Source organism: Providencia sp. LY12 (genome assembly GCF_057621555.1).
This window is the reverse complement of the sequence record NZ_CM172594.1, coordinates 3,101,488-3,126,001: the sequence shown is the minus strand read 5'-3', so window position 1 is coordinate 3,126,001 and position 24,514 is coordinate 3,101,488. Positions and strand designations below refer to the sequence as shown.

General features: G+C 40.6%; 21 protein-coding genes. 13 read left to right on the top strand and 8 right to left on the bottom strand.

Annotated features, from left to right (window positions below):
* Window positions 1-11: 11 nt before the first annotated feature.
* The 6 genes from zapD to ampD all read right to left on the bottom strand — a co-directional run bounded on the left by zapD (window position 12) and on the right by ampD (window position 5,392).
* Window positions 12-770 carry a cell division protein ZapD gene (gene zapD, locus ACY3ZI_RS15065; protein ID WP_211886291.1) on the bottom strand — a complete coding sequence of 253 codons (759 nt, stop codon included), beginning with the start codon at window positions 768-770 and terminating at the stop codon, window positions 12-14.
* An 8-nt stretch (window positions 771-778) separates the two neighbouring features.
* The gene (coaE, locus tag ACY3ZI_RS15060) at window positions 779-1,384 is read right to left on the bottom strand and encodes a dephospho-CoA kinase (RefSeq protein WP_211886289.1); all 606 of its coding nucleotides are present in this window, start codon (window positions 1,382-1,384) and stop codon (window positions 779-781) included.
* A 154-nt stretch (window positions 1,385-1,538) separates the two neighbouring features.
* On the bottom strand, window positions 1,539-2,723 hold the full coding sequence (locus ACY3ZI_RS15055; protein ID WP_211886287.1) for a type II secretion system F family protein: 1,185 nt from the start codon (window positions 2,721-2,723) through the stop codon (window positions 1,539-1,541).
* 4 nt (window positions 2,724-2,727) lie between these two features.
* Complete coding sequence (locus tag ACY3ZI_RS15050) at window positions 2,728-4,122, bottom strand: ATPase, T2SS/T4P/T4SS family (RefSeq protein ID WP_487375451.1); 1,395 nt, start codon at window positions 4,120-4,122, stop codon at window positions 2,728-2,730.
* 13 nt (window positions 4,123-4,135) lie between these two features.
* Window positions 4,136-4,561, bottom strand: coding sequence for a prepilin peptidase-dependent pilin (gene ppdD / locus ACY3ZI_RS15045; RefSeq protein ID WP_487375450.1), 426 nt, complete (start codon window positions 4,559-4,561; stop codon window positions 4,136-4,138).
* A gap of 294 nt (window positions 4,562-4,855) precedes the next feature.
* Entirely contained in the window at window positions 4,856-5,392 is a 537-nt protein-coding gene (gene ampD, locus ACY3ZI_RS15040) for a 1,6-anhydro-N-acetylmuramyl-L-alanine amidase AmpD (RefSeq protein ID WP_249215517.1), read from the bottom strand.
* A gap of 101 nt (window positions 5,393-5,493) precedes the next feature.
* On the opposite strand from ampD, the gene nadC reads away from it, so the two are divergent.
* The 8 genes from nadC to acnB all read left to right on the top strand — a co-directional run bounded on the left by nadC (window position 5,494) and on the right by acnB (window position 18,996).
* Window positions 5,494-6,411, top strand: coding sequence for a carboxylating nicotinate-nucleotide diphosphorylase (gene nadC, locus ACY3ZI_RS15035; RefSeq protein ID WP_211886280.1), 918 nt, complete (start codon window positions 5,494-5,496; stop codon window positions 6,409-6,411).
* Between the two features lie 590 nt (window positions 6,412-7,001).
* Window positions 7,002-7,778, top strand: a complete 777-nt coding sequence (pdhR, locus tag ACY3ZI_RS15030; protein ID WP_154602546.1) for a pyruvate dehydrogenase complex transcriptional repressor PdhR — start codon at window positions 7,002-7,004, stop codon at window positions 7,776-7,778.
* 178 nt (window positions 7,779-7,956) lie between these two features.
* Complete coding sequence (gene aceE, locus ACY3ZI_RS15025; protein ID WP_211886278.1) at window positions 7,957-10,623, top strand: pyruvate dehydrogenase (acetyl-transferring), homodimeric type; 2,667 nt, start codon at window positions 7,957-7,959, stop codon at window positions 10,621-10,623.
* A gap of 13 nt (window positions 10,624-10,636) precedes the next feature.
* Window positions 10,637-12,502: a pyruvate dehydrogenase complex dihydrolipoyllysine-residue acetyltransferase gene (gene aceF / locus ACY3ZI_RS15020; protein WP_108478274.1), complete on the top strand. Its 1,866-nt coding sequence runs from the start codon at window positions 10,637-10,639 to the stop codon at window positions 12,500-12,502.
* Between the two features lie 205 nt (window positions 12,503-12,707).
* The gene (gene lpdA, locus ACY3ZI_RS15015; protein ID WP_036951171.1) at window positions 12,708-14,135 is read left to right on the top strand and encodes a dihydrolipoyl dehydrogenase; all 1,428 of its coding nucleotides are present in this window, start codon (window positions 12,708-12,710) and stop codon (window positions 14,133-14,135) included.
* Window positions 14,136-14,345: 210 nt separating this feature from the next.
* Window positions 14,346-15,572, top strand: coding sequence for an adhesin (locus ACY3ZI_RS15010; protein WP_487375449.1), 1,227 nt, complete (start codon window positions 14,346-14,348; stop codon window positions 15,570-15,572).
* Between the two features lie 3 nt (window positions 15,573-15,575).
* The gene (locus ACY3ZI_RS15005; RefSeq protein ID WP_487375448.1) at window positions 15,576-15,860 is read left to right on the top strand and encodes a hypothetical protein; all 285 of its coding nucleotides are present in this window, start codon (window positions 15,576-15,578) and stop codon (window positions 15,858-15,860) included.
* A 538-nt stretch (window positions 15,861-16,398) separates the two neighbouring features.
* Window positions 16,399-18,996 (top strand): bifunctional aconitate hydratase 2/2-methylisocitrate dehydratase, encoded by a 2,598-nt coding sequence (gene acnB, locus ACY3ZI_RS15000; protein ID WP_211886274.1) that lies wholly within the window; start codon window positions 16,399-16,401, stop codon window positions 18,994-18,996.
* A 110-nt stretch (window positions 18,997-19,106) separates the two neighbouring features.
* Here the strand turns inward: acnB and ACY3ZI_RS14995 are convergent, their stop codons facing one another.
* A complete protein-coding gene (locus ACY3ZI_RS14995) occupies window positions 19,107-19,484 on the bottom strand; it encodes a VOC family protein (RefSeq protein ID WP_211886272.1) in 378 nt (125 codons plus the stop codon).
* Between the two features lie 176 nt (window positions 19,485-19,660).
* Between ACY3ZI_RS14995 and ACY3ZI_RS14990 the strand changes: the two genes are divergently transcribed.
* The 4 genes from ACY3ZI_RS14990 to ACY3ZI_RS14975 all read left to right on the top strand — a co-directional run bounded on the left by ACY3ZI_RS14990 (window position 19,661) and on the right by ACY3ZI_RS14975 (window position 22,729).
* Window positions 19,661-20,026 (top strand): YacL family protein, encoded by a 366-nt coding sequence (locus ACY3ZI_RS14990; protein WP_036951163.1) that lies wholly within the window; start codon window positions 19,661-19,663, stop codon window positions 20,024-20,026.
* A gap of 152 nt (window positions 20,027-20,178) precedes the next feature.
* A complete protein-coding gene (mscS, locus tag ACY3ZI_RS14985) occupies window positions 20,179-21,051 on the top strand; it encodes a small-conductance mechanosensitive channel MscS (protein WP_036951161.1) in 873 nt (290 codons plus the stop codon).
* 216 nt (window positions 21,052-21,267) lie between these two features.
* Window positions 21,268-21,885 (top strand): arginine exporter ArgO, encoded by a 618-nt coding sequence (gene argO / locus ACY3ZI_RS14980; RefSeq protein ID WP_487375447.1) that lies wholly within the window; start codon window positions 21,268-21,270, stop codon window positions 21,883-21,885.
* 115 nt (window positions 21,886-22,000) lie between these two features.
* The gene (locus ACY3ZI_RS14975) at window positions 22,001-22,729 is read left to right on the top strand and encodes an oxidative stress defense protein (RefSeq protein WP_211886266.1); all 729 of its coding nucleotides are present in this window, start codon (window positions 22,001-22,003) and stop codon (window positions 22,727-22,729) included.
* Here ACY3ZI_RS14975 and ACY3ZI_RS14970 read toward each other — a convergent pair.
* Entirely contained in the window at window positions 22,719-23,639 is a 921-nt protein-coding gene (locus ACY3ZI_RS14970) for a LysR family transcriptional regulator ArgP (protein WP_487375446.1), read from the bottom strand. The two genes, ACY3ZI_RS14975 and ACY3ZI_RS14970, sit on opposite strands and share 11 nt — an antisense overlap.
* A 197-nt stretch (window positions 23,640-23,836) precedes the next feature.
* On the opposite strand from ACY3ZI_RS14970, the gene rpiA reads away from it, so the two are divergent.
* Window positions 23,837-24,496, top strand: a complete 660-nt coding sequence (gene rpiA, locus ACY3ZI_RS14965) for a ribose-5-phosphate isomerase RpiA (RefSeq protein WP_108478272.1) — start codon at window positions 23,837-23,839, stop codon at window positions 24,494-24,496.
* The last annotated feature ends 18 nt before the right edge of the window (window positions 24,497-24,514 follow it).

Sequence of the window (24,514 nt, the reverse complement as noted above, 5' to 3'; positions counted from 1 at the left end):
GGACTCTCAAACTAACAACAGGCTAACTGAAAACGAATTACGTCTGGGAGTATACCATTCTCGCTATCGATATGAAGAAAACGTAAGGCAAAACGCGTTTTATGCCCTGAAATTTGAGGGTATATCAAATGCTCTGGCGATAACTTAATACGTAAAAGCTCTTTTCCTTCGACATTACCTTGAAAGAAACCATTGTGAGATTCGGCAGATTCAAAACTTCCATTTTGACGGATTAGTGATAACACGGCTTGTAAGGCATCTTGCAGAGGATCTAAGCTATTTAGCCAGCTTTTGATTTCATTATCTCTATCTGATTGAGGAATATTTAGCCACAGTTGAAGGGTGGGCAAATCAAAGCTACAGCATCCACCGGGAATACTGAGGCGTTGGCGAACCATACTAATAATTTTATCGTTACGTAGCTGATGACCAAATCGAGGTGCGGACATTAAACAGCTTATTTTTGGTGTTAGGTCATTTAAAAGAGAGGTGATTAATGTTTTATCAACATTTGGGGCATCGGCCCAACTGAGTAGCCTACTTTTTTGTTTTTCGAGTTCTTTGATCAGATCAGTACGAACTTCACCTCTATCCAAAATTTCAATCAGTTCAGAAACAGAGCGGAAAAAAGCGATTCCAGAAGAGTAGGAAGTGATATGGCTCTGTTCATAGATTTGCATTAATAATGTTTCAAGCCGCAGCCAAGAACGAATTTTTTCATTCATTGGATATTCATAAGTAACCAAAGTCGTTTCGATTTTTTCGCTCATGCTCATTCCTATTCTTTTTGTGCTGCAAGTGCTAGGTATTGTTTGTGTAGTTCTGCAACTCTATTTGGCAGCTCAGTATTATTTGTATGATTAGTGATGGTGTCGTCAGCATACGACAACCTTTCTTCTCGAGATGCTTGAGCATTTAATATATTAATAACATGCTCTAGGTTAGTATCATCGCGTTTGATGGTTCTCTCTATTTGCTCTTCTCTTGTTACATCTACGACAAGAACACGATCTGCTAAATGCGAAATTTTATTTTCAATAAGCAGGGGGACTACCCATAAAACATAAGGATAGTTAACCTGCTGAAGTTGTTTCTGTGTTTCTTGTTGTATCAAAGGATGAAGCAGTGCATTTAGCCACGCTTTTTCTTTTGGTTCGGAAAAAACAACTGACCGTAAAAAACCTCTATTTAAGGTGCCATCATGGTTTAACACGTTTTGACCAAAGTGCTGCTGAATGCTGATCAATGCAGGGGTATTAGGTTCAACCACTTGGCGTGCGATGATATCAGCATCAACAAGGGGTACCCCAAGTTTAGCAAATTCGTTGGCAACGGTTGTTTTACCGCTTCCTATCCCCCCTGTGAGGGCAACTATATAAGACATAAATGATTCATTAGTTCACGGGAAATAAGTCAGGTTACACTGAAAGTTTTAATTTGTCTGTATACAATTGAGTCAAGTTATCATGTTATGGATATATGTGTGATTCCAATCTATTTTTACTATCCAAATTAAACTATTTTCTTTAGGAAATAAGTTACATTCCAGAGATGACTGAGCCTAATTTAAATATTGGTAAATACATTGCAAACATTATTAGGCAGATAATGATAGCTATAAATAAGAGTAATATAGGTTCAAGGTTCTTAAGGTGATGCTCTGTAATAGTCTTATATTGCTGTGAGTAATACTTAAATAAATATAATGTAAAATATTCTAGCTTGCCAGATTCTTCTGCCAAAGAAATTAGCTGAATTGCTAGTTTTGGAAAAAGTTGTGTATTTTTCATTGCATCAGATAGTGAGGCTCCTCTAAGGATGGCGTGATAAATTTCATGGCATTCTTTCTTATATTTATGATGCCCTATCGTTTTAGTTGAGCAATCAAGGCATTCCAAGAGAGGTAATCCTGATTTTAATGTGGAAGATAATGTTAAAAAGTAGATGTTCAAATTTTTGGCTTTGATGATGTTATTGATATAAGGGAAATATTGCATTAATAGAATCAGTTTTTTGAATGTAAAGGATTTATATTTAATAAATAAAAAGATAGTTGAGATCAGTATTAACAGTATCCACTGAATATTATCAATCAGAGTATTTGATATTATAATGACCACTCTTGTTATAGCGGGTAATTCCTGTTGAAAGCTTTCGTAAATTTCAACGAACTGAGGAATGACGAAAACTAGCATGATGATAAGTAATAGGCTTGAAAATCCTACGAGGGTAACTGGATAACGTAGGGCTTTTTTTATTAAGATTGATGTTTTCTGGTTATGTTCAAGCATGTTTTTGATAATCAAAAAGCTTTCATCATATTTTCCTGTCTTTTCGGCGATTACGATCAAGCTAATTATTGTACTGTTAAAAATATACGGATGCTTTTCTAGGTTTTTAATAAAGTTAATACCTTTTTCTAGATCATTGATCGCTTGGTTAATGAGGTTCTTCCAAAAAGGTAAATGACAATTAAGTTGAAGTAATTGAAAGCATTTTAATAAACTAATTCCTGAGGAAGATAGTATATTTAGCTGATGAAAAAAATGAATTCTGTAGTTTAAATTTTCCATGTCCAATATAAATATAGATTTCAATTTTATTGATATTGGCGTTTGACCTCGTTTAATTATCTCTAAGAAAGCTTGTTGCTTGTTTTTTGCTACTAAGCTATCAGTTACATACGAATTATTTTCAAGTGAAGTGTAATGATATACAAACATTAATTTACTCTCCTTGTCCTATAACAGAATAAACTTCTTGTAATGTTGTTTCTCCAGCTTCAACTCGCTCAAGGCTTGCCTGAAATAGACTTTTGAAATTATCAGTTAATTTACCATTGTCTTTTAATAGAAAGTCGAGTTGTGTTTGATCTAGGTGTTCATAAATTGCGGTACGCCCCATAAATCCTGAAAAACAGTGTTCGCATCCTGTAGAGTGATATTCGCTAATATTCTGTATTGAGTTTATCGGTGTAATGCGTGCCGTTTCTTGTTTGCAGTATGTGCAAAGTTTTCTAACTAATCGCTGAGCGATAACCATTTTTAAACAGGATTGAAGCTGGTTTCTGTCAACGCCTAGTTGTTCCATACGTGTAATGGCGCTAACGGTACAATTAGTATGGAGTGTTGAGAGAACAAGATGACCTGTTTGTGCAGCTCGAGCCGCTATTTGAGCTGTTTCTTCGTCTCTAATTTCACCAATCATAATCACGTCAGGATCTTGTCGAAGGAGCGCACGAAGAATAAAAGCAAAAGTAAGTGAATATTTTTCGTGTACCTGTGTTTGATTGATCCCCCCTAGGGGGATCTCAATAGGGTCTTCAATGGTAGATATATTTCTTGATGTTTGATTAAGGTATTCCAGTGCACTATAAAGTGTGACAGTTTTACCGCTACCCGTGGGGCCTGTCACGAGAATCAATCCTTGCGGTTTTTGTAATGTGCTTTTTAGTAGGGGTAATAAAGTCGGGCACATTCCAATTTGTTCGAGAGAGTATTTCAACTGTGTATTTAATAATCTCAGAACTAATTTTTCACCATGAAGTGTGGGCATGCTGGAAAGACGGATGCTAAAGTTTTTACGCTCAAGGCTCCAGTTCATTTGCCCATCCTGAGGGATTCTTTTTTCCGCAATATTCATTTTTGACAATATTTTTATTCGAGCAATAACCTCATTGCTTATTTCATGTGGTGGTGAAGGAATAACGTAGAGTTTCCCATCCACTCTAAGGCGAATTTTTAGGCTATGCTTGGTTGGTTCAAGGTGAATATCAGATGCTCGCTTTCTTACCGCCATCTTTAATAAATCATCGACAAAATCAACGGCAGGAGATGGCACGTTGATAGGTTCAATAGTGTTAGTCGGATAAGCATTTTCATCTTCATTGATTTCTAAAGCATGGTGATTGAAATAATGATCAATTTTTTCTTTAGCCCATATTTCATAACAAACAGGTACGCTGGCAATAAAACGTAATGTGGATAATAAATTATCATTGGGTTTTTCTATCGTGGCTATAGATAATCTTTTTTCGTTGTAATCGATAATCACAATATAGTTTTTGTCACAAAGCACTTTGAGTTCTTTGAAAATATAATGGCTTTCCCTAGATGTGCGCATGTTAATCCCTTAATTAGAAGCTCAGTGTTTTTTCACAAAGTTTTTTTAGATCTGCATTAGTATCAGCTTGGCAACTGATACTCCATGAAAATGGCGATGTGGCTGTTGAGCTGGTAGGTGTCAATATACCCGTAAGACCAGTTAAGGTTTTGTCACCAACAAAGGTAATGACGCCAGCTTTTGCATCAATCTGTTTTAGGTACTTTCCTTTTATATTGCTCGGTATATCTTCTTTTCCTGAATTACATTTGGCTAAAAGGCCTTGGTTAAAGCTGCACAGCTCTATGCTGTTTTTATAAGGCAAGATAGTTTGTAGTACATCGGTCATGGCTGCTTTTTGCATATAGCTTTGATAGCCTGGTATAGCAACGGCACTGAGTATTGAAATTATTGCGATAACAACCATTATTTCGATTAAGGAAAATCCTTTCTGATCCATAAGTAAAACCTCTCTGATAGTGTGAGGTTCCATCATAAAAGATATTTTTAGTGAAAATACTAATTGAAAATTCAGGTTACGAGTGGCTTTGTAAAGTGATCTTGCAAATGGTGAGTTGTCTCATTTTATTTCGAGCGCTCTCGCAAAAATATATCAAGAATGTTTTTTCTAATAAAAATGAGTTTGTCAGACAGGTATAAATAGAGGCATATCAGAAAGAGGGCTAATGGGGTGGTTACCCTCATTAGCTAAGATAATAGGCGGATGATTCGTAAAATTATCAATTGGCAAAGCTTAGAGTGCATTTTTATAGTGCTGCCAATCAAAATAAGGACCTGGGTCAGTTTTTCGATGGGGTGCAATATCGCTATGGCCTGCAATATTCTGTTCGATCTGAGGGAATTCAGCTATCAGTAACTTAGTGAGCTTGGCTAACGTTATATATTGAGCTTCGGTGAAGGCTTCATAATCCGTACCTTCAAGTTCAATGCCAATAGAAAAATCGTTACATTTTTCTCGTCCTTGATAATTGGATTGCCCCGCATGCCATGCACGCTTGTTGAAAGGAACATATTGAATGATTTCGCCATTACGACGGATGAGGCAATGGGCTGAAACACGTAGATGCTTAATTTCATCGAAAAAAGGGTGTTCTGCTGGATTTAAAGTACCAGTAAAAAGCTGGTTAATATAAGGGCCACCAAACTGTCCTGGTGGAAGACTGATATTGTGAATGACGAGAAGTGAAGGTTCTTCACTCTCAGGGCGGTCATCATGATGCGGGGAAGGGATATGAGTCACATTATTTAGCCAACCATCATGTATTTTCATATCAGTATCCATAGTATGCTCTTTTCTTTTTTGTAAGTACCCGTAATTAAGAAAGATTAGCATAGTTGAGATCCATACGGGTGCATATTTTGGAGTAAATAATGACTACACGACGCTATGATGAACAAGAAAGACGCAAACTGTTAATGGCAAGGTTGATTACCGATATTCCTTTTATGGTCAATGTTGCTCTAAAAGAGGATCTCGGTCAGATAGTTGATTATAAAAGGGATGTTACAGGGCAGCTATTAAATGAAGCTTCCCAAGCTACAGCTCGAATCATTACTCGTGAAGAGGGTGTTTTTTGTGGGCAAAAATGGCTAGAAGAAGTTTTTTACCAACTCGGTGATAAAGTTAAGGTGAATTGGAAGGTCCAAGACGGCGATAAGGTTTCACCAGATCAAGTATTATGCGAGATGCGAGGGCCTTCTCAAATTCTACTCACTGGAGAAAGAACTGCATTGAATTTTGTGCAAACGCTATCTTCGGTTTCTACAGTGACAGCAAAGTATGTCGCTTTTCTTGAAGGGACTCGAACTAAATTATTAGATACCCGTAAAACTATCCCAGGTTTGCGGAGCGCATTAAAGTACGCAGTACTCATGGGGGGCGGATATAACCACCGATTAGGGTTGTCTGATGCTTATCTAATTAAAGAAAATCATATTATTTCAGCGGGATCAGTTTCCCGAGCTGTCTCGCTTGCTCGCCAAGCACACCCAGATGTCCCTATCGAAGTAGAGGTCGAAAATCTAGAAGAGCTGTTACAAGCTCTCAAAGCTCAGGCGGATATTATTATGCTTGATAACTTTACGACTGACATGATGAAAGATGCCGTTGTTCTCACGGATGGCAAGGCTGCTTTAGAAGTATCAGGAAATGTGACAGATAAAACGATTAGAGAGTTTGCATTGACAGGTATTGATTTCATCTCAGTAGGCGCATTGACGAAACACATTCAGGCATTAGATCTCTCAATGCGATTCATTGAATCTGAAAGCCAGTCTGAGCTAATTTAAGCTGCTAGACCGAGAGGCTACAAAGATAAGGGGGAGGTCGACAGATTTTAAGTCTTCCCCCCTAAAAATAAATGACTACATAAATAGCATCGTCTTTTGAACATACATTCATGATTATTGAATTGTACTGAATATTTACGGGATATTTTTTTACCATTGGTATGCAGTTTTCATATGATTAATTACGTAAGTATATTTTTGCTAACTATGAATTTAACAAATCATTAACTATGGTCATGGCGTTTTTTTATAAAAATGTGCATAATGTTTACCCTTTGAGTCTGTATTCACATTCTGTGATTATATATGCGAAAATTGGTAAGCTGTAACGGTTCAGTTTTAATTTTAATGGCATAAAAAGTCATATTTTTTGTTAAATTTGTGTGTTGTTTAATCAAGGCTTGGTTATTAATTAATGCTTTTTTTAAAATAAATCGTTAAAACTTGCAGGATTTTATGATTTAGCTCAAGGTCTTTATGGACAGATAGTGAATACTTTGTTACTTTATTAAGCCATAAAATAATTGGTATGACCAATTAACACTGGGTACTAGATAATCAATAATTACTCACTATGAAAATGGCAGATTATGACTTACGGTAAAATTCGCCAACCAAAGTTATCAGATGTAATCGAGCAACGGCTTGAGCATCTCATATTCGAGGGGACTTTACGCCCCGGCGAAAAGCTGCCTCCTGAACGTGAACTTGCTAAGCAATTTGATGTCTCAAGGCCATCAGTGCGTGAAGCTATTCAAACCTTAGAAGCTAAAGGTCTTCTATCTCGTCGTCAAGGTGGTGGCACATTTGTACAAAAACAGATGTGGCAAAGTTTTAGTGACCCATTGACCGAATTACTTGCTGGTAACCCAGAATCTCAATTAGATCTTCTTGAAACGCGTCATGCATTAGAAGGCATCGCTGCTTACTATGCGGCATTACGTGGTACGGAAGAAGATTTAGAGCGTATTCGCCAAAGTTATGAGTTGATTAAATCAGCTCAGAAAAGTGGTGATCTTAACGCGGAATCAGATGCGGTATTACAGTATCAACTGATTGTAACGGAAGCTGCTCATAATGTAGTGCTGTTACATTTGCTACGTTGCATGATCCCTATGTTAGAGCAAAATATCCGCCAGAATTTTGAGTTCCTATATACCCGTAAAGAGATGTACAACGCAGTAAGCGAGCATAGAGAACAGATTTTTTCTGCTATTGTCGCAAGGGAACCGGAAAAAGCGAGAGAAGCGTCTCATCGACATCTTGCTTTTATTGAAGATTTGCTGCTGGACATTGGGCGTGAGCAGACTCGCCGAGAGCGTTCACTACGTCGCTTACAGCAACATCCAGATCTAGACCAGATTTAAAATTGGTAGTGTAGATCCTGACTGCTGCGTCTACATTACTGTGAGTACTCTTAGTTAGAGATAAAGCGGCAACTACATCAGGGCCTATCTTCCCGCTGTTTTCATTAACATGAAGAAAATGGCAGGAAGATAGGCTCCACATAACCATATAAAATAGATAACAGATAAGGAATACACCATGTCAGATATGTTAAAAAATGACGTGGATCCGATTGAAACTCGCGACTGGCTACAGGCGATTGAATCGGTCATCCGTGAAGAAGGTGTTGATCGTGCACAGTTTATTATCGAACAGGTATTAAGCGAAGCACGTAAAGGCGGTGTTAACATTGCCGCTGGTGCATCTGGTAGTTCTGATTATATCAACACAATTGCTGTTGAAGATGAACCTGCATACCCTGGTAACATGGATTTAGAACGCCGTATCCGTTCTGCAATTCGCTGGAACGCTGTAATGACCGTTCTGCGTGCATCTAAAAAGGATTTAGAACTGGGTGGTCATATGGCATCATTCCAGTCTTCCGCAACTTTATATGAAGTTTGCTTCAACCACTTCTTCCGTGCTCATAACAATAATGACGGTGGTGACTTAGTCTTCTTCCAAGGCCATATCTCCCCTGGTATCTATGCACGTGCATTCTTAGAAGGCCGCTTAACTGAAGAGCAGATGAATAATTTCCGTCAAGAAATTGGTGGCAATGGTCTGTCTTCTTATCCGCATCCTAAATTAATGCCTGATTTCTGGCAGTTCCCAACCGTATCGATGGGTCTGGGTCCAATCAATGCTATCTACCAAGCTAAGTTCTTAAAATATTTGGATAACCGCGGTCTGAAAGATACTTCAGCACAGCGTGTTTATGCGTTCTTAGGTGATGGTGAGATGGATGAGCCAGAATCTAAAGGTGCAATTACTATCGCAACTCGCGATAAGTTAGATAACTTAGTCTTCGTTATTAACTGTAACCTGCAACGTCTTGATGGCCCAGTAACAGGTAACGGTAAAATCGTTAATGAATTAGAAGGCATCTTCAGTGGTGCTGGCTGGCAAGTTATCAAAGTTATGTGGGGCGACCGTTGGGACGAACTGCTGCGTAAAGATACGACCGGCAAATTGGTTCAATTGATGAACGAAACCCTTGACGGTGACTATCAAACATTTAAATCACGCGATGGTGCATACGTGCGTGAACACTTCTTCAACCGTTATCCAGAAACGGCTGCATTAGTGAAAGATATGACTGATGACGAAATTTGGGCGCTGAACCGTGGTGGTCACGATCCGAAGAAAGTATATGCAGCATTCAAAAAAGCACAAGAAACCAAAGGCAAACCAACTGTTATTTTAGCTCAAACCATCAAAGGTTATGGTATGGGTGAAACAGCAGAAGGTAAAAACATTGCTCACCAAGTTAAGAAAATGAACATGGACGGCGTTCGCCACTTCCGTGATCAGTTCAATGTGCCAGTTGCTGATGATCAAATCGAAAAACTGCCATTAATCACTTTCGATAAAGATTCTGAAGAATACAAATATCTGCACGAACGTCGCCAAGCTCTGGGTGGTTATTTACCAGCTCGTCGCGCTAAATTTGATGAAAAACTGGAAATTCCAGCTCTGTCAGATTTCAGTCAATTACTGGAAGAACAATCTAAAGAGATTTCAACAACAATCGCATTCGTCCGTGCACTGAATGTCATGTTGAAAAACAACTCAATCAAAGAGCGTTTAGTACCAATCATCGCTGACGAAGCACGTACTTTCGGTATGGAAGGTCTATTCCGTCAAATTGGTATCTATAGCCCGAAAGGTCAGCAATATACACCGCAAGATCGTGAGCAAGTTGCTTACTATAAAGAAGACTCTAAAGGTCAGATCCTGCAAGAAGGTATCAACGAACTGGGTGCAGGCTCTTCATGGTTAGCGGCTGCAACATCATACAGCACTAACAACCTGCCTATGATCCCATTCTATATTTACTACTCTATGTTTGGTTTCCAACGTATTGGTGACTTAATGTGGGCAGCAGGTGACCAACAAGCTCGTGGCTTCCTGATTGGCGGTACTTCTGGTCGTACAACACTGAACGGTGAAGGCTTACAGCACGAAGATGGTCATAGCCATATTCAATCACTGACTATCCCTAACTGTATTTCTTATGACCCAGCTTACGCTTATGAAGTTGCGGTTATCATGCAAGACGGTTTAGAGCGTATGTATGGTGAAAAACAAGAGAACGTGTACTACTACATCACGACTCTGAACGAGAACTATCACATGCACGCAATGCCAGAAGGCGTTGAAGAAGGTATCCGTAAAGGTATCTATAAACTGGCTTCAGTAGAAGGCAAGAAAGGTAAAGTGCAGTTATTAGGTTCTGGTTCTATGATGCGCCACGTTCGTGAAGCTGCCGATATCTTGGCTGCGGAATACGGAATTGGTTCTGACGTATACAGCGTAACCTCATTCACTGAATTGGCGCGTGATGGTCAAGACTGTGAGCGTTGGAACATGCTGCACCCATCAGCAACGCCACGCGTACCTTATGTAGCGCAAGTCATGAATGATGCACCTGCTGTTGCATCGACTGACTACATGAAACTGTTCGCTGAACAAATCCGTACTTATGTTCCAGCCAGTGAGTACCGTGTATTAGGTACTGACGGTTTCGGTCGTTCTGACAGCCGTGAGAACCTGCGTCACCACTTCGAAGTGGATACAACGTATGTCATCGTTGCAGCGTTAGGTGAATTGGCTAAACGTGGTGAGATTGATGTTAAAGTCGTTGAAGAAGCGATTAAAAAATACAACATCAACCCAGATAAAGTTAACCCACGTTTGGCATAAGAGGTAATAATCAATGTCTATTGAAATCCAAGTGCCAGATATCGGTGCTGATGAAGTTGAAGTCACCGAAGTCATGGTAAAAGTTGGTGATAAAGTAGAAGCAGAGCAATCGCTCATCACTGTTGAAGGTGATAAAGCGTCTATGGAAGTCCCATCTCCACAAGCGGGTGTGGTTAAAGAGATTAAAATTGCAGTGGGTGACAAAGTTACTACTGGCAAATTAATCATGATTTTTGATTCAGCAGAAGGTGCATCTGCACCAGCAGCAGCGCCTGCGGCTCCAGTGGCGGCACCAGCTGCTCCTGCTACTGCAGCACTGAAAGAAGTTGCTGTACCAGATATCGGTGGTGATGAAGTTGAAGTCACTGAGATCATGGTTAAAGTAGGTGATGCAATCACGGCTGAACAATCTCTGATTACCGTTGAAGGCGATAAAGCGTCAATGGAAGTACCGGCACCATTCGCAGGTACAGTTAAAGAGATTAAGATTGCGACTGGCGATAAGGTGAAAACTGGCTCGCTGATCATGGTATTCGAAGTTGCAGGCGCAGCGCCTGCGGCAGCGGTTTCTGCTCCAGCAGCATCCGCTGTGGCACCAGCAGCAGCGGCAATCAAAGACGTTAACGTACCAGATATCGGTGGTGATGAAGTTGAAGTTACCGAAGTCATGGTAAAAGTTGGCGACACCGTAACTGCTGAACAATCTTTAATCACCGTTGAAGGCGACAAAGCATCAATGGAAGTACCGGCACCATTCGCAGGTACAGTTAAAGAGATTAAGATTGCGACTGGTGATAAAGTCAAAACTGGCTCCCTGATTATGACTTTTGAAGTTGCGGGTGCAGCACCTGCACCTACAGCAGCTCCTGCTTCTGCACCAGTTGCAGCTCCAGCAGCCGCACCAGTAGCCTCTGCGCCAGCTAAAGCAGCTGACAGCAAAAATGAATTTGTTGAGAACGATGCGTATATTCACGCAACACCAGTAATTCGTCGTTTAGCTCGCGAATTTGGCGTGAACTTAGCGAAAGTGAAAGGTACAGGCCGTAAAGGTCGTATCTTACGTGAAGACGTTCAAGCTTACGTTAAAGATGCAATTAAACGTGCAGAAGCACCAGCAGCAGCTGGCGGTGGTTTACCGGGTATGCTTCCATGGCCGAAAATTGATTACAGCAAATTTGGTGAAGTTGAAGAAGTTGAGCTGGGTCGTATCCAGAAAATTTCTGGCGCTAACCTGAGCCGTAACTGGGTCATGATCCCGCACGTAACTCTGATGGAAGAAGTGGATACCACTGAAGTTGAAGAGTTCCGTAAGCAGCAGAACAAAGAAGCTGAGAAGAAAAAACTGGATGTGAAAATCACTCCATTGGTCTTCGTAATGAAAGCGGTTGCTCGTGCTCTGGAAGAAATGCCACGCTTCAACAGCTCTATTTCAGAAGATGCTCAGCGTCTGTTCCTGAAAAAATATATCAACATCGGTATCGCTGTAGATACGCCAAATGGCTTAGTTGTTCCTGTTTTCAAAGACGTGAACAAAAAAGGCATTATGGAGTTATCTCGTGAGCTGGGCGAAGTGTCTAAGAAAGCACGTGCAGGTAAACTGACCGCTGCTGACATGCAAGGCGGTTGCTTCACTATCTCTAGCTTAGGTGGTATCGGAACTACCGGTTTTGCACCGATTGTGAATGCACCGGAAGTGGCAATTATGGGTCTGTCTCGCTCTTCTATCAAACCAGTTTGGAATGGTAGCGAGTTTGTTCCACGCCTAATGCTTCCTATGTCTCTGTCATTTGACCACCGTGTGATTGATGGTGCTGATGGTGCGCGCTTCATCACTTTAGTTGGACAACTGATGAGCGATATTCGCCGTCTGGTAATGTAACTAATAAGACCGGTCAATTGACCGGTCTGTTTTATTTAGGCTGGGGCAGAGTTTTTCGCTGTTGCAACGAAAGGTTGGGAGTTACGTCACGTATTCAGCCTTTTCAGGATGTTAACAATTCTGTAAACTGCTTGCGGTGTGTACTTTACCAGTGGAAAATTCGTTTATTCGGCGGCCCCGCTGGACAAAACAAAAAGAGGTCATGATGAGTACTGAAATTAAAGCCCAAGTCGTTGTGCTTGGTGCAGGCCCAGCAGGTTATTCTGCGGCATTCCGTTGCGCTGACTTAGGTTTAGAAACTGTTTTGGTAGAACGTTACTCAACTCTTGGTGGAGTTTGTTTGAACGTTGGTTGTATCCCTTCTAAAGCATTACTGCACGTTGCTAAAGTTATCGAAGAAGCTAAAGCATTAGCTGAACACGGTATCGTATTTGGCGAGCCAAAAACTGACATTTCCAAAGTTCGTCTGTGGAAAGAAAAAGTGATTACTCAACTGACCGGCGGCTTAGCGGGTATGGCGAAAGGCCGTAAAGTTAACGTAGTTAACGGTCTGGGTAAATTTACTGGCGCGAATACACTGGTTGTTGAAGGCGAAAACGGCAGCACCACTATCAACTTTGATAATGCGATCATTGCTGCGGGTTCACGTCCAATTCAGTTGCCATTTATTCCTCATGAAGATCCACGTATTTGGGATTCAACAGATGCATTAGAACTGCAAGAAGTTCCAGAGCGTCTGCTGGTAATGGGTGGTGGTATCATCGGTCTTGAGATGGGTACTGTATACCATGCACTGGGTTCACAAATTGATGTGGTTGAAATGTTTGACCAAGTTATCCCAGCTGCGGATAAAGACGTGGTTAAAGTATTCACTAAGCAAATCAGCAAGAAATTCAACTTACTGTTAGAAACTAAAGTGACTGCTGTTGAAGCGAAAGAAGATGGTATCTACGTTTCAATGGAAGGTAAAAAAGCACCAGCTGAACCACAACGTTATGACGCCGTGTTAGTGGCTATCGGTCGCGTACCTAACGGTAAGAACTTAGACGCAGGTAAAGCTGGCGTTGAAGTTGATGATCGTGGTTTCATCCATGTTGATAAACAAATGCGTACAAACGTGCCGCACATCTTTGCTATCGGTGACATCGTTGGTCAACCAATGCTGGCTCATAAAGGTGTTCACGAAGGTCACGTTGCAGCAGAAGTTATCTCTGGTCTGAAACACTACTTCGATCCTAAAGTGATTCCATCAATCGCTTATACTGAGCCAGAAGTTGCATGGGTTGGTTTAACTGAGAAAGAAGCGAAAGAGAAAAACATCAGCTACGAAACAGCAACATTCCCATGGGCTGCATCAGGTCGTGCAATCGCATCTGACTGCTCTGAAGGTATGACTAAGCTGATTTTTGACAAGCAATCTAACCGTATTATCGGTGGTGCGGTTGTTGGTGTTAACGGTGGTGAATTACTGGGCGAAATCGGTTTGGCAATCGAAATGGGCTGTGATGCTGAAGATTTAGCATTAACCATCCATGCTCACCCGACACTGTATGAATCAATTGGTATGGCGGCAGAGATCTACGAAGGTAGCATCACTGACTTACCAAACGCGAAAGCGAAAAAGAAAAAATAATTTTCTTTTTTAGCAAAAAATAAGCGAATTAAAGACCAAAGCAGAAATGTTTTGGTCTTTTTTATTTTAATTAATAAATAGTATTAGCTTATTTTATTAATTATATAAACATTATAATGGCTATAATTTTGATATTTACACTCAGTTGACTATAAAAAATTTTAAATTTAACTTCTTTGCTGTTTTTAAATAACAACAAGGATGTTAATTATGCTCTATATAGATACAATGACTGTTTATGCCAATCCAGTCCCTTTTAATTTTACTGATGTAACGAATGATGATCTTTTTAATGGCGATTATGCTTTTAATAATAGTATAAATGAGCAATATGACCATTTGAAAACTATTACAAGAATTATAGAGAATGATAATTATAAACCGGAGATATCTAGAGATAGAGATGTAAATCGAGAAAAGGTAGCATCAGAGGAGGCAGTAAACACGCCATTACCATCACCACAGGAACTGTCTCCTCAAGAAAAACTAGAATTAAATCATCAGGAGATCTCAAATAGAATAAAGGTGCTAAAAGAAGAAAAAAGTAATTTAGAAAAAAGTTATGAATGGAAGTTTTTGACTGATCCGAAGAAATACCCATGTAATTATCAATGGGTTTTTAAATCACCAAATCTTAATATCACTGCAAATATTAAATTTAGTTCAATACAAGATAGAGATCGCTTACTTTCGGATGATTTTGGTGATAGCCCTGTAGATATACCAAAATTAAATTTTTTTGATCCTCAACCTTTTTATAATGCTATTGAGAGAAAAGCAGAATTATCAGCAAGAAATCATCTGCTAGAAACTCAGGAAAGACATACTCAATTAACAAAAGAAATTCAGTCTAATGAAAATGAATTAAGAAACATTAAAATTAGCATTGAAAAAAGCAGTATTTTAACAATGCCAACACCGATAATCCCTGTGCACAATGGAAACTCAGTATCTGATGAAAAAACAAGGATGGATACAAATTTTGCTCAAGCAATTGAAAACAAACTTAATGCGGCTGGCGATAAACTAGCAGAAACATTTGAATGTACCTTTGGACTTGCTTGTGCATCGGATTTGGATAAGGCAGCTAAAGATCCCAATCTTGGAAAAGAACTTTCAAATTCAGATAAAGTAGAATTAGGTGGTACTGGTTCAGGTACACCTCCCGAATGGGATCCAGATGGTGCTAACATTAGCGGCAAGAAATTGAGTATTTCTGATAATCGATCTATTCATTCGCTTAGGGAGCAAGTTAGATTACATGAAGAGAAATTGGCTGCCTACAGGCGTAATCCTGACGCATTTGATAATCTAGGTTACTTAAAAAATGCTCCAAATATCATAGCTAGACAAAAAATTATTAATGGTCGGATTAGGCATTTAGAGCACGAAATTAAAATATTTAAAGAAAATATAGATAAAATTAAAAAAGGATAATTTATGAATATCGACCTCAATGTGCTTAAGGATGCAATCAATATAATCTTCGATGAAATGAAAAAGCATGGAATCGAGAGTATTAAGCTAGATTCTGATTTTTATTGGAACGTACCATCTGAATCTCTTTATAACATTTATAATGACCCACAGCAGCTAGATATAGGGCAACTAGAAGATGACTATAAGATGCTATGCGAGGCTAAAGAAAAAGACATTTTAGTCCGCTACAATTTAAAAAATATCTCAGCGATTCTTCGCTACTTAGCTGAAAAAGAACCTAACTAATTCACATTATCTATTTCTGACCCAGAGCCTAGATTTTCATAGGCTCTTTTTTATTGCTTCCCCTCAGTAATCTGGTTGAACTAAAAAGACCAATAAACCCCATAAAATCCGTTAAAAAATTTTAAACCAATCGCAATGATTTGCCTTATCAATTAGTCAGATAAGTAAAAATGAGTTATTAAATATAATTTGTGATAAGGGATGAAAAAAGACACTAATTAGAGTGCTTTCAGCCATGAAATGGATTATAAAAAGTAGGGTCTTAATGGATGTTTATAATGGATTATGATGTTTCAAGCTTAAAAATTGCCCTATAAAGTTTGTTAATGGGTTAAGTTAGCAGAAGAATGTTACTTTCTTGTGAATGAATTAACATTACGTTTAAATTCTGCTATGCTGATTGCCCGAAGCTGGACATAATTTTATCGCCATTGAGATTATGTGAGCAAATTCCTCTGACCTGGCACCGGATGATAATTTTTTTCAGGATGGTGCAGACAGCCGGGTATATAAATAACAAAGAAGCGAGGAGAACGTCGTGCTAGAAGAATACCGTAAGCACGTAGCCGAGCGTGCCGCTCAAGGGATTGTCCCTAAGCCATTAGATGCGTCACAAGTAGCTGCACTAGTCGAGTTACTGAAAAACCCACCCAAAGGTGAAGAAGATTTCTTGTTAGACCTGCTGACCAACCGTGTTCCACCGGGTGTCGATGAAGCAGCGTACGTTAAAGCTGGATTTTTAGCCGCGATCGCAAAAGGCGAAACATCCTCCCCTCTGATCTCCCCTGAAAAAGCTACTGAACTGCTTGGTACCATGCAGGGCGGATACAATATTCACGCACTAATCGAAGCTCTTGATGATGCCAAATTGGCAGCCATCGCAGCGAAAGCACTTTCCCATACTCTACTCATGTTCGATAACTTCTACGATGTCGAAGAAAAAGCGAAAGCGGGAAATGCACATGCTAAGCAAGTGATTGAATCATGGGCGAATGCCGATTGGTTCAACGAACGTCCTGAATTAGCTGAAAAAATGACAGTGACTGTATTTAAAGTGACTGGCGAAACAAACACCGATGATTTATCTCCTGCACCAGATGCATGGTCACGTCCAGATATCCCTCTGCATGCTTTAGCAATGCTGAAAAACGCGCGTGATGGTATCGTTCCTGATGAAGCAGGTAGTGTAGGTCCAATTAAACAGATCGAAGAACTGAATAAAAAAGGTTTCCCACTGGCTTATGTGGGTGACGTTGTCGGTACGGGTTCTTCTCGTAAATCAGCAACGAACTCCGTTTTATGGTTTATGGGCGATGATATTCCATTCGTGCCTAACAAACGTGGCGGCGGTGTGGTGCTGGGCGGTAAAATTGCCCCTATCTTCTTTAACACAATGGAAGATGCGGGTGCACTGCCAATTGAAGTGGATGTATCAAAGCTGAATATGGGCGATGTGATTGATATCTATCCATATAAAGGTGAAGTTCGTAATCACGAAACTAACGAATTGTTAGAAACATTCGAATTAAAAACGGATGTGTTAATCGACGAAGTTCGTGCTGGTGGTCGTATTCCTCTGATTATCGGTCGTGGCTTAACCACAAAAGCACGCGAAGCATTAGGTTTAGGTGCAACGGATATGTTCCGTCTTGCAAAACCTGTTGCACAAAGCAATCGTGGTTACTCATTAGCACAAAAAATGGTCGGTCGTGCATGCGGTCGCCAAGGTATTCGCCCAGGCGAATACTGTGAACCTAAAATGACGTCTGTCGGTTCTCAAGATACTACGGGTCCAATGACGCGTGATGAGCTGAAAGACTTAGCGTGTTTAGGATTCTCTGCAGATTTAGTCATGCAGTCATTCTGTCACACGGCAGCTTATCCAAAACCTGTCGATGTTACCACGCACCATACGCTGCCTGATTTTATTATGAATCGTGGTGGGGTTTCTCTACGTCCGGGCGACGGTATCATTCACTCTTGGTTAAACCGTATGCTATTGCCAGATACTGTTGGTACTGGTGGTGACTCACATACCCGTTTCCCAATTGGTATCTCATTCCCAGCAGGTTCTGGTTTAGTGGCTTTTGCCGCAGCAACCGGTGTTATGCCTCTAGATATGCCAGAATCTGTATTAGTTCGCTTCAAAGGGCAAATGCAGCCGGGTATCACATTACGTGACCTTGTTCATGCTATTCCACTGTATGCGATTAAAGATGGCTTACTGACTGTTGAGAAAAAAGGTAAGAAAAACATTTTCTCTGGTCGTATTCTGGAAATTGAAGGCCTTCCTGAGCTGAAAGTTGAGCAAGCATTTGAATTAGCGGATGCATCAGCCGAGCGTTCTGCAGCGGGCTGTACTATCAAACTGGACAAAGCGCCAATCATCGAATACCTGCAATCTAACATCGTTCTATTGAAATGGATGATCGCAGAAGGTTACGGCGACCGTCGTACCATTGAGCGTCGTATCAAAGGTATGGAAAACTGGTTAGCGAACCCTGAGTTACTTGAAGGCGATGCCGATGCAGAATATGCCGCAGTGATTGAAATTGATCTTAATGAGATCAAGGAACCAATTCTGTGTGCACCAAATGACCCAGATGATGCGCGCTTACTGTCTGATGTTCAGAATGAAAAAATCGATGAAGTATTCATTGGTTCTTGCATGACTAACATTGGTCATTTCCGTGCGGCAGGTAAGCTGCTGGATTCCCATAAAGGTCAATTACCAACTCGCCTGTGGGTTGCGCCACCAACCAAGATGGATGCAGCGCAATTAACTGAGGAAGGTTATTACAGCGTATTTGGTAAGAGCGGAGCGCGTATCGAAGTCCCAGGTTGTTCACTGTGTATGGGTAACCAAGCACGCGTGGCTGATGGTGCGACAGTCGTTTCTACATCGACTCGTAACTTCCCTAACCGTTTAGGTACAGGGGCGAATGTATATCTGGCATCCGCAGAGTTAGCCGCAGTTGCTTCTCTGTTAGGTCGCTTACCAACGCCAGCTGAGTACCAACAGTTTATGAATAAAGTCGACGAGACTGCGGAAGATACATACCGCTATCTGAACTTTGACCGACTGGATCAGTACACTGAAAAAGCCGATGGTGTGATTTTCCAAACTGCTGTTTAATCAGCAGTAGATAGAATCATACTGACTTAACCCCAAGAATTGAGAATTCAATTTTTGGGGTTTTTTCTATCTTGCTTTTAGCAAAGAATACGAATATAGCTAGGTGAGCGTTAAAGATATTGTGAAATTTCAATCAAATTCAAATCAGGATCTCTGATATACAAAGAGATAATCTTACCGATAGCACCCGTTCTTTGTACTGGCCCCTCTATAATTTCCACACCTTGCTGTTCAATATGCTTTTGAACTTCAATTAGTGGAATATCACTGATAAAGCAGAGATCTAACGATCCTGGAACAGGCAAATGTGCCTTAGGTTCAAACTCTTTCCCATATTGGTGAATGTTTATCTTTTGCTGACCAAATTGCAGGGCAAAACGTTGTTCACCGAAGGTGATCACAGACATCTTTAAAATACGTTGGTAAAAATCAAGACAGGCATCAAGATCTGTGGTGGTTAAGACTAAATGGTCTAATCGATTAATCATTAACGTTCCTATTACCGAGTTGGGTAGTGTGTATCAATCTTAATCGAATAAATATATTTATGCAGCGTAATAGTCACGACCATTAATTTTCTTCTGACAGCCCGTAATAGCGCTAAGCAAACCCGCTTGACTCGCGTTATACTTAATTCAAAGACGCAAAGTGTGAGGTATTGCATATGGATTACCAATTCTTAAAGGATATTACAGGAAGTATTACCGCTAAATTTTCAATGGATCATGAAGCTATCGGTTATTGGTTAAATGAGGAAATCAAAAATGACCTCAGTTTACTGGACACCATCGCAGAAAATTATGAACTTATTAAAGGCAGCGAAAAGCAATGGGAGTTTATTGGTCACGAATACACACTTATTCTTGATGATGAGGAGGTGATGATCCGTGCGAACCAGTTAGCCTTTGAGACGGACGGGTTAGAAGAGGGCATGAGTTACTATGATAATGAAAGTATTGCTTTTTGTGGTGTAAATGACTTTTTTGATATGTTGGATGACTACCGTGAATTTGTTATCGAAAATCGATAAATAACATTTTATTTATCGATTAATTTTATATTTTGATAATTTATAGCTATTATTTTAAGCGTGTTATTCAATTATTTACTAATAGTTTCTAAGGTTACTAATTGAATTGAGCGAGTTTTCCTAGTCTAAATTTGATCGAAAAGGATATACATATGAATACTGATGATGTTACAGGCGCATTGAATGATGCAACAAATTGGTTTGTGGCAAATCAGGATCTGCTAGTCCAGTATGTCGTCAATATCGTTTCCGCACTTGTTATTTTAATTGTGGGGTTGATGATTGCTAAATGGGTTAGCCGTGGTTTGAATCGCGTGATGACAATGAGAGGAATTGACTCCACTGTTAGCGAATTCTTATCTGCTATTGCTCGCTATACCATTGTGGCATTTACCTTAATTGCTGTGCTGGGAAAAATTGGCGTACAAACTGCCTCTGTCATCGCGGTAATGGGTGCCGCCGGTTTAGCGGTTGGTTTAGCATTACAAAACTCATTAGGTAACTTTGCTGCGGGCGTTCTGCTGGTGGTATTCAGACCATTAAAAGCGGGTGAGTTTGTTAAAATTGGTGCGATTGACGGTACAGTACAAAGCGTGCAAATTTTCTCAACTACATTGAGAACGGCAGATGACCGTATTGTGGTGATCCCAAACGGTAAAATTATTGGTGACAGCATCATTAACGTGACTCGTGAGCCGCTTCGTCGCCAAGATATTATGGTCGGTGTTGCTTACAATTCTGATATTGATGTGGTTAAAAAAGTATTGGGTGATATCGTTGCTGCTGATTCGCGTATTCTGCATGATAAAGGCGTGACTATCCGTTTAAATGAAATGGCACCATCTTCATTAAACTATTTAGTGCGTTTCTGGACAACGAATGGCGATACTTGGCCGGTTTATTGGGATTTAATGGAAAACTTTAAGCGTGCTCTTGATAAGCACAATATTGGTATTCCATTCCCGCAAATGGATGTTCATCTTCACCAAGTTAATACCAGCGCAAAAAATATTTCTGCTGAATAAGTATTAACGTATTTATCCTTAAAAATGGCGCGACCTAAACATTGCGCTATTTTTATTTGCATTTTGTCCTTAGCCTCATCCTACTTTCTATCTTTTCTTTATTGCCAATCCTGATTAGCCTTACTTATGGTCCATTAGAGTTAATCGTTTTCACTAATAATTTTTTCTGGATATTATTCTTTGCAGATGAACTGAATAATTATTGGGAAGAATTGCATGTTTACGATTTATTTTCAGGGGGCTCTGCTTGGGGCTGCAATGATATTACCGTTGGGGCCACAAAATGCATTTGTATTGCAGCAAGGTAGTCGCAAACAATTTCATTTAATGAGTGCATTGTTATGCGCGCTAAGTGACACGATTTTAATTATTGCCGGTGTATTTGGCGGTAGTGCCTTATTAAGCCAGTCTGAGTTATTGATGGCGTTAATTACATGGGCTGGAGTCGCATTTTTAGCGTGGTATGGTTATGGCGCGTTTCGTACAGCGATGGCTCCAGATGATGAGGTCTTACAGCTAGAAAGCAAAACGATGACACGCTGGAAAGTGATTGTGACTTTATTTGCCGTCACTTGGCTGAATCCGCATGTGTACTTGGATACATTTGTGGTGCTAGGGAGTGTCGGTGGGCAATTAGAAAGCCAATTACGTCCATGGTTTACAGCAGGGGCTTTGACGGCTTCATTTGTGTGGTTTTTCTTATTAGCCCTGTTAGCCGCTTGGTTTTCTCCTATACTGAATAAACCTCGCTCTCAGCGTTTTATTAACCTGTTTGTCGGTTGTGTCATGTGGTTTATTGCATTTAAACTCGCGATGCATGGTTTGGGTTATTAATTAGCATTATTCTGAATCGCAGTTTGCGCTGAATATGATAATGTGAACCTTAATCAAAGGAAGTTTATGATGAACTTCCTTTTTCTTGTAGAGAAAAATACCATTGGGAGGTTCTGTGAAATTGAAATCTATCGTTGTTGCTGCCCTGCTGGCAGGTCTTGCGGTACCAACCATGTCATTGGCAAGCGCCGTACCAGAAGGTCCTCATATTTCGACGTCAGCAAGTGGTGCTGTGAAAGTGGCACCAGATATGGCGACGCTGAGCATTAATGTGCAAGTGACCAATAAAGATGCCGCGGCTGCGAAAACCGCAGTTGATAAGCGTGTTGCTGAATACTATGAATTCCTAAAGAAAAATGGCATTGAAAAGCAAGATATTGAAGCTGCCAATGTGCGTACCCAACCAAACTATGATTATAGTTCGACTGCTAAGGCGTCTTTAAAAGGCTATACCGCGACAAGAACCGTTGAAGTGAAAGTGAAAAAACTGGATCAATTGAATGTGCTGCTCGATGGGGCATTAGCGGCAGGATTGAATGAAATTAATTCAGTCCAATTTGGCGTGAATGATCCGCAGAAATATCGTAATGCTGCGCGTGACCAAGCGATGAAGAATGCTCAACAGCAGGCTGAAGCGTTGGCGAAAGGGTTTAATGCCCAGTTAGGGCCGATTTACAGCATTAATTACAATGCGCCATCAGATGTGCCATACCCGATGGCGATGCGTAGCCGTGGTGGTTCGCTGAAAGCTGCTGCTCAAGATCTCAATGTTGATGAGACCTATGAGCAACAAAGTATTGATTTTAATGACCAAGTCGATGTGGTTTTTGAAATTAAGCGTTAATTTCAGCCGCAATTTCATCATCTTGTTTTAGCATCTGGCGTCCTGTTTTTAGCAGGGCGTCAGTCACTTTCTTTATTGTGCGGCTTTCTGGCGCAAAACGATGCCAATAAAGCATACGGCGCTGGCATAACCCCGGTGTTAAATCGATTAGTTCACCATTTTCTAATTCGCTGGCAATCTGCAAGTGTGGGATCATACAGCATGTTGAGCCCTGTTTTGCTAGCTGCACAAACGCTTCCGATGAGTTAACGATATGGCAAGGGACGCTACCTGGCGATAGACCAAAGTTTTGTTGTACAAAGGCTTGGTGCATATCATCTAAGTGGTCAAAAGCCACGGCAGGCGCTTTTAGTAGCGATGCGCGAGTTACACCTTCAGGGAAATATTTAGCCGCAAAGCCAGGAGAGGCCACGAAAATATAGTCCAGAGCACCCAGTTTATCGACTAAACAGCCCGGTAGCGCTTGTGGCTGAATACTGATAGCACCGACTACTTCACCGCGTCTTAAACGTTCCTGGGTACGAGTTTCATCTTCCACTTGAATATTCAAGCGAATAGGGGTGTTGCCCAGAACGGGATTCAATGCAGGTAAGAACCAGGTTGCCAAGCTATCGGCGTTGACCGCTAAGGAGAGCAATAATGGGGTAGAGCCGCTGTTTTCATCTCCAAGCCACTGTTCTTCGAGTAATTCTACTTGATGAAGCAGCGCTAGCAGTTTTTGACCTTGTTCAGTCGGATGTGGCGGAACGGTGCGCACGAGTAAAGGCTGACCAAAAAGGTTTTCTAACTGTTTGATTCGTTGAGAAACCGCAGATTGGGTGATACACAATTTTTGTGCTGCTCGTTCAAATCCGCGTTCACGAATGACGGCATCCAGTGCTTGCAAGGCGCGATAATCAGGGCGCTTCATCAAAAACTCTCCTTCTTGTTATTCTGCCAATCACTATGCCATATTTTTAGGGATAACACTTGCAAATATTCCTAAAGGGTATTTTTCATAAGAAGTAGTGCACAATCCCTAATAACAATACTGCAACTTGCTGGGTGTCCGGTATATACTATTGAGCATCTACTTAATGACTCATTATTTCAGTATAAGGCTCTCGCATGACTCAGGATGAATTAAAAAAAGCAGTAGGTTGGGCAGCATTAGAATATGTTAGACCAGGCACCATTGTTGGTGTTGGTACGGGGTCTACTGCCTCTCATTTTATTGATGCATTAGCAACAATGAAGGGGCAAATCGAAGGCGCAGTCTCTAGCTCTGAAGCATCAACGCAAAAATTAAAATCCTTGGGTATTCCCGTTTTTGACTGTAATAGCGTGGATTCATTAGATGTTTATGTTGATGGTGCTGACGAAGTTGACGGTAACATGAACATGATCAAAGGCGGTGGTGCAGCGTTAACCCGTGAAAAAATCGTGTCTGCCATTGCTAAAACATTCGTGTGTATCGTAGACCAATCTAAGCTGGTGGGCGTACTGGGCAAATTCCCTCTACCAGTGGAAGTGATCCCAATGGCGCGTAGCTATGTGGCTCGTGAGCTAGTCAAACTGGGTGGCCAGCCGGTTTACCGTGAAAACGTGGTGACGGATAACGGCAACGTTATTTTAGATGTTCACAATTTAGAAATCCTCGACCCAGTCGCATTAGAAAATAAAATCAATGGCATTGCTGGTGTTGTAACTGTCGGATTATTTGCTAACCGTGGCGCGGATGTCGTGCTGATGGGAACGGCTGACGGCGTAAAAACCATTAAGTTGTAATTAATCAGAATGTAATGA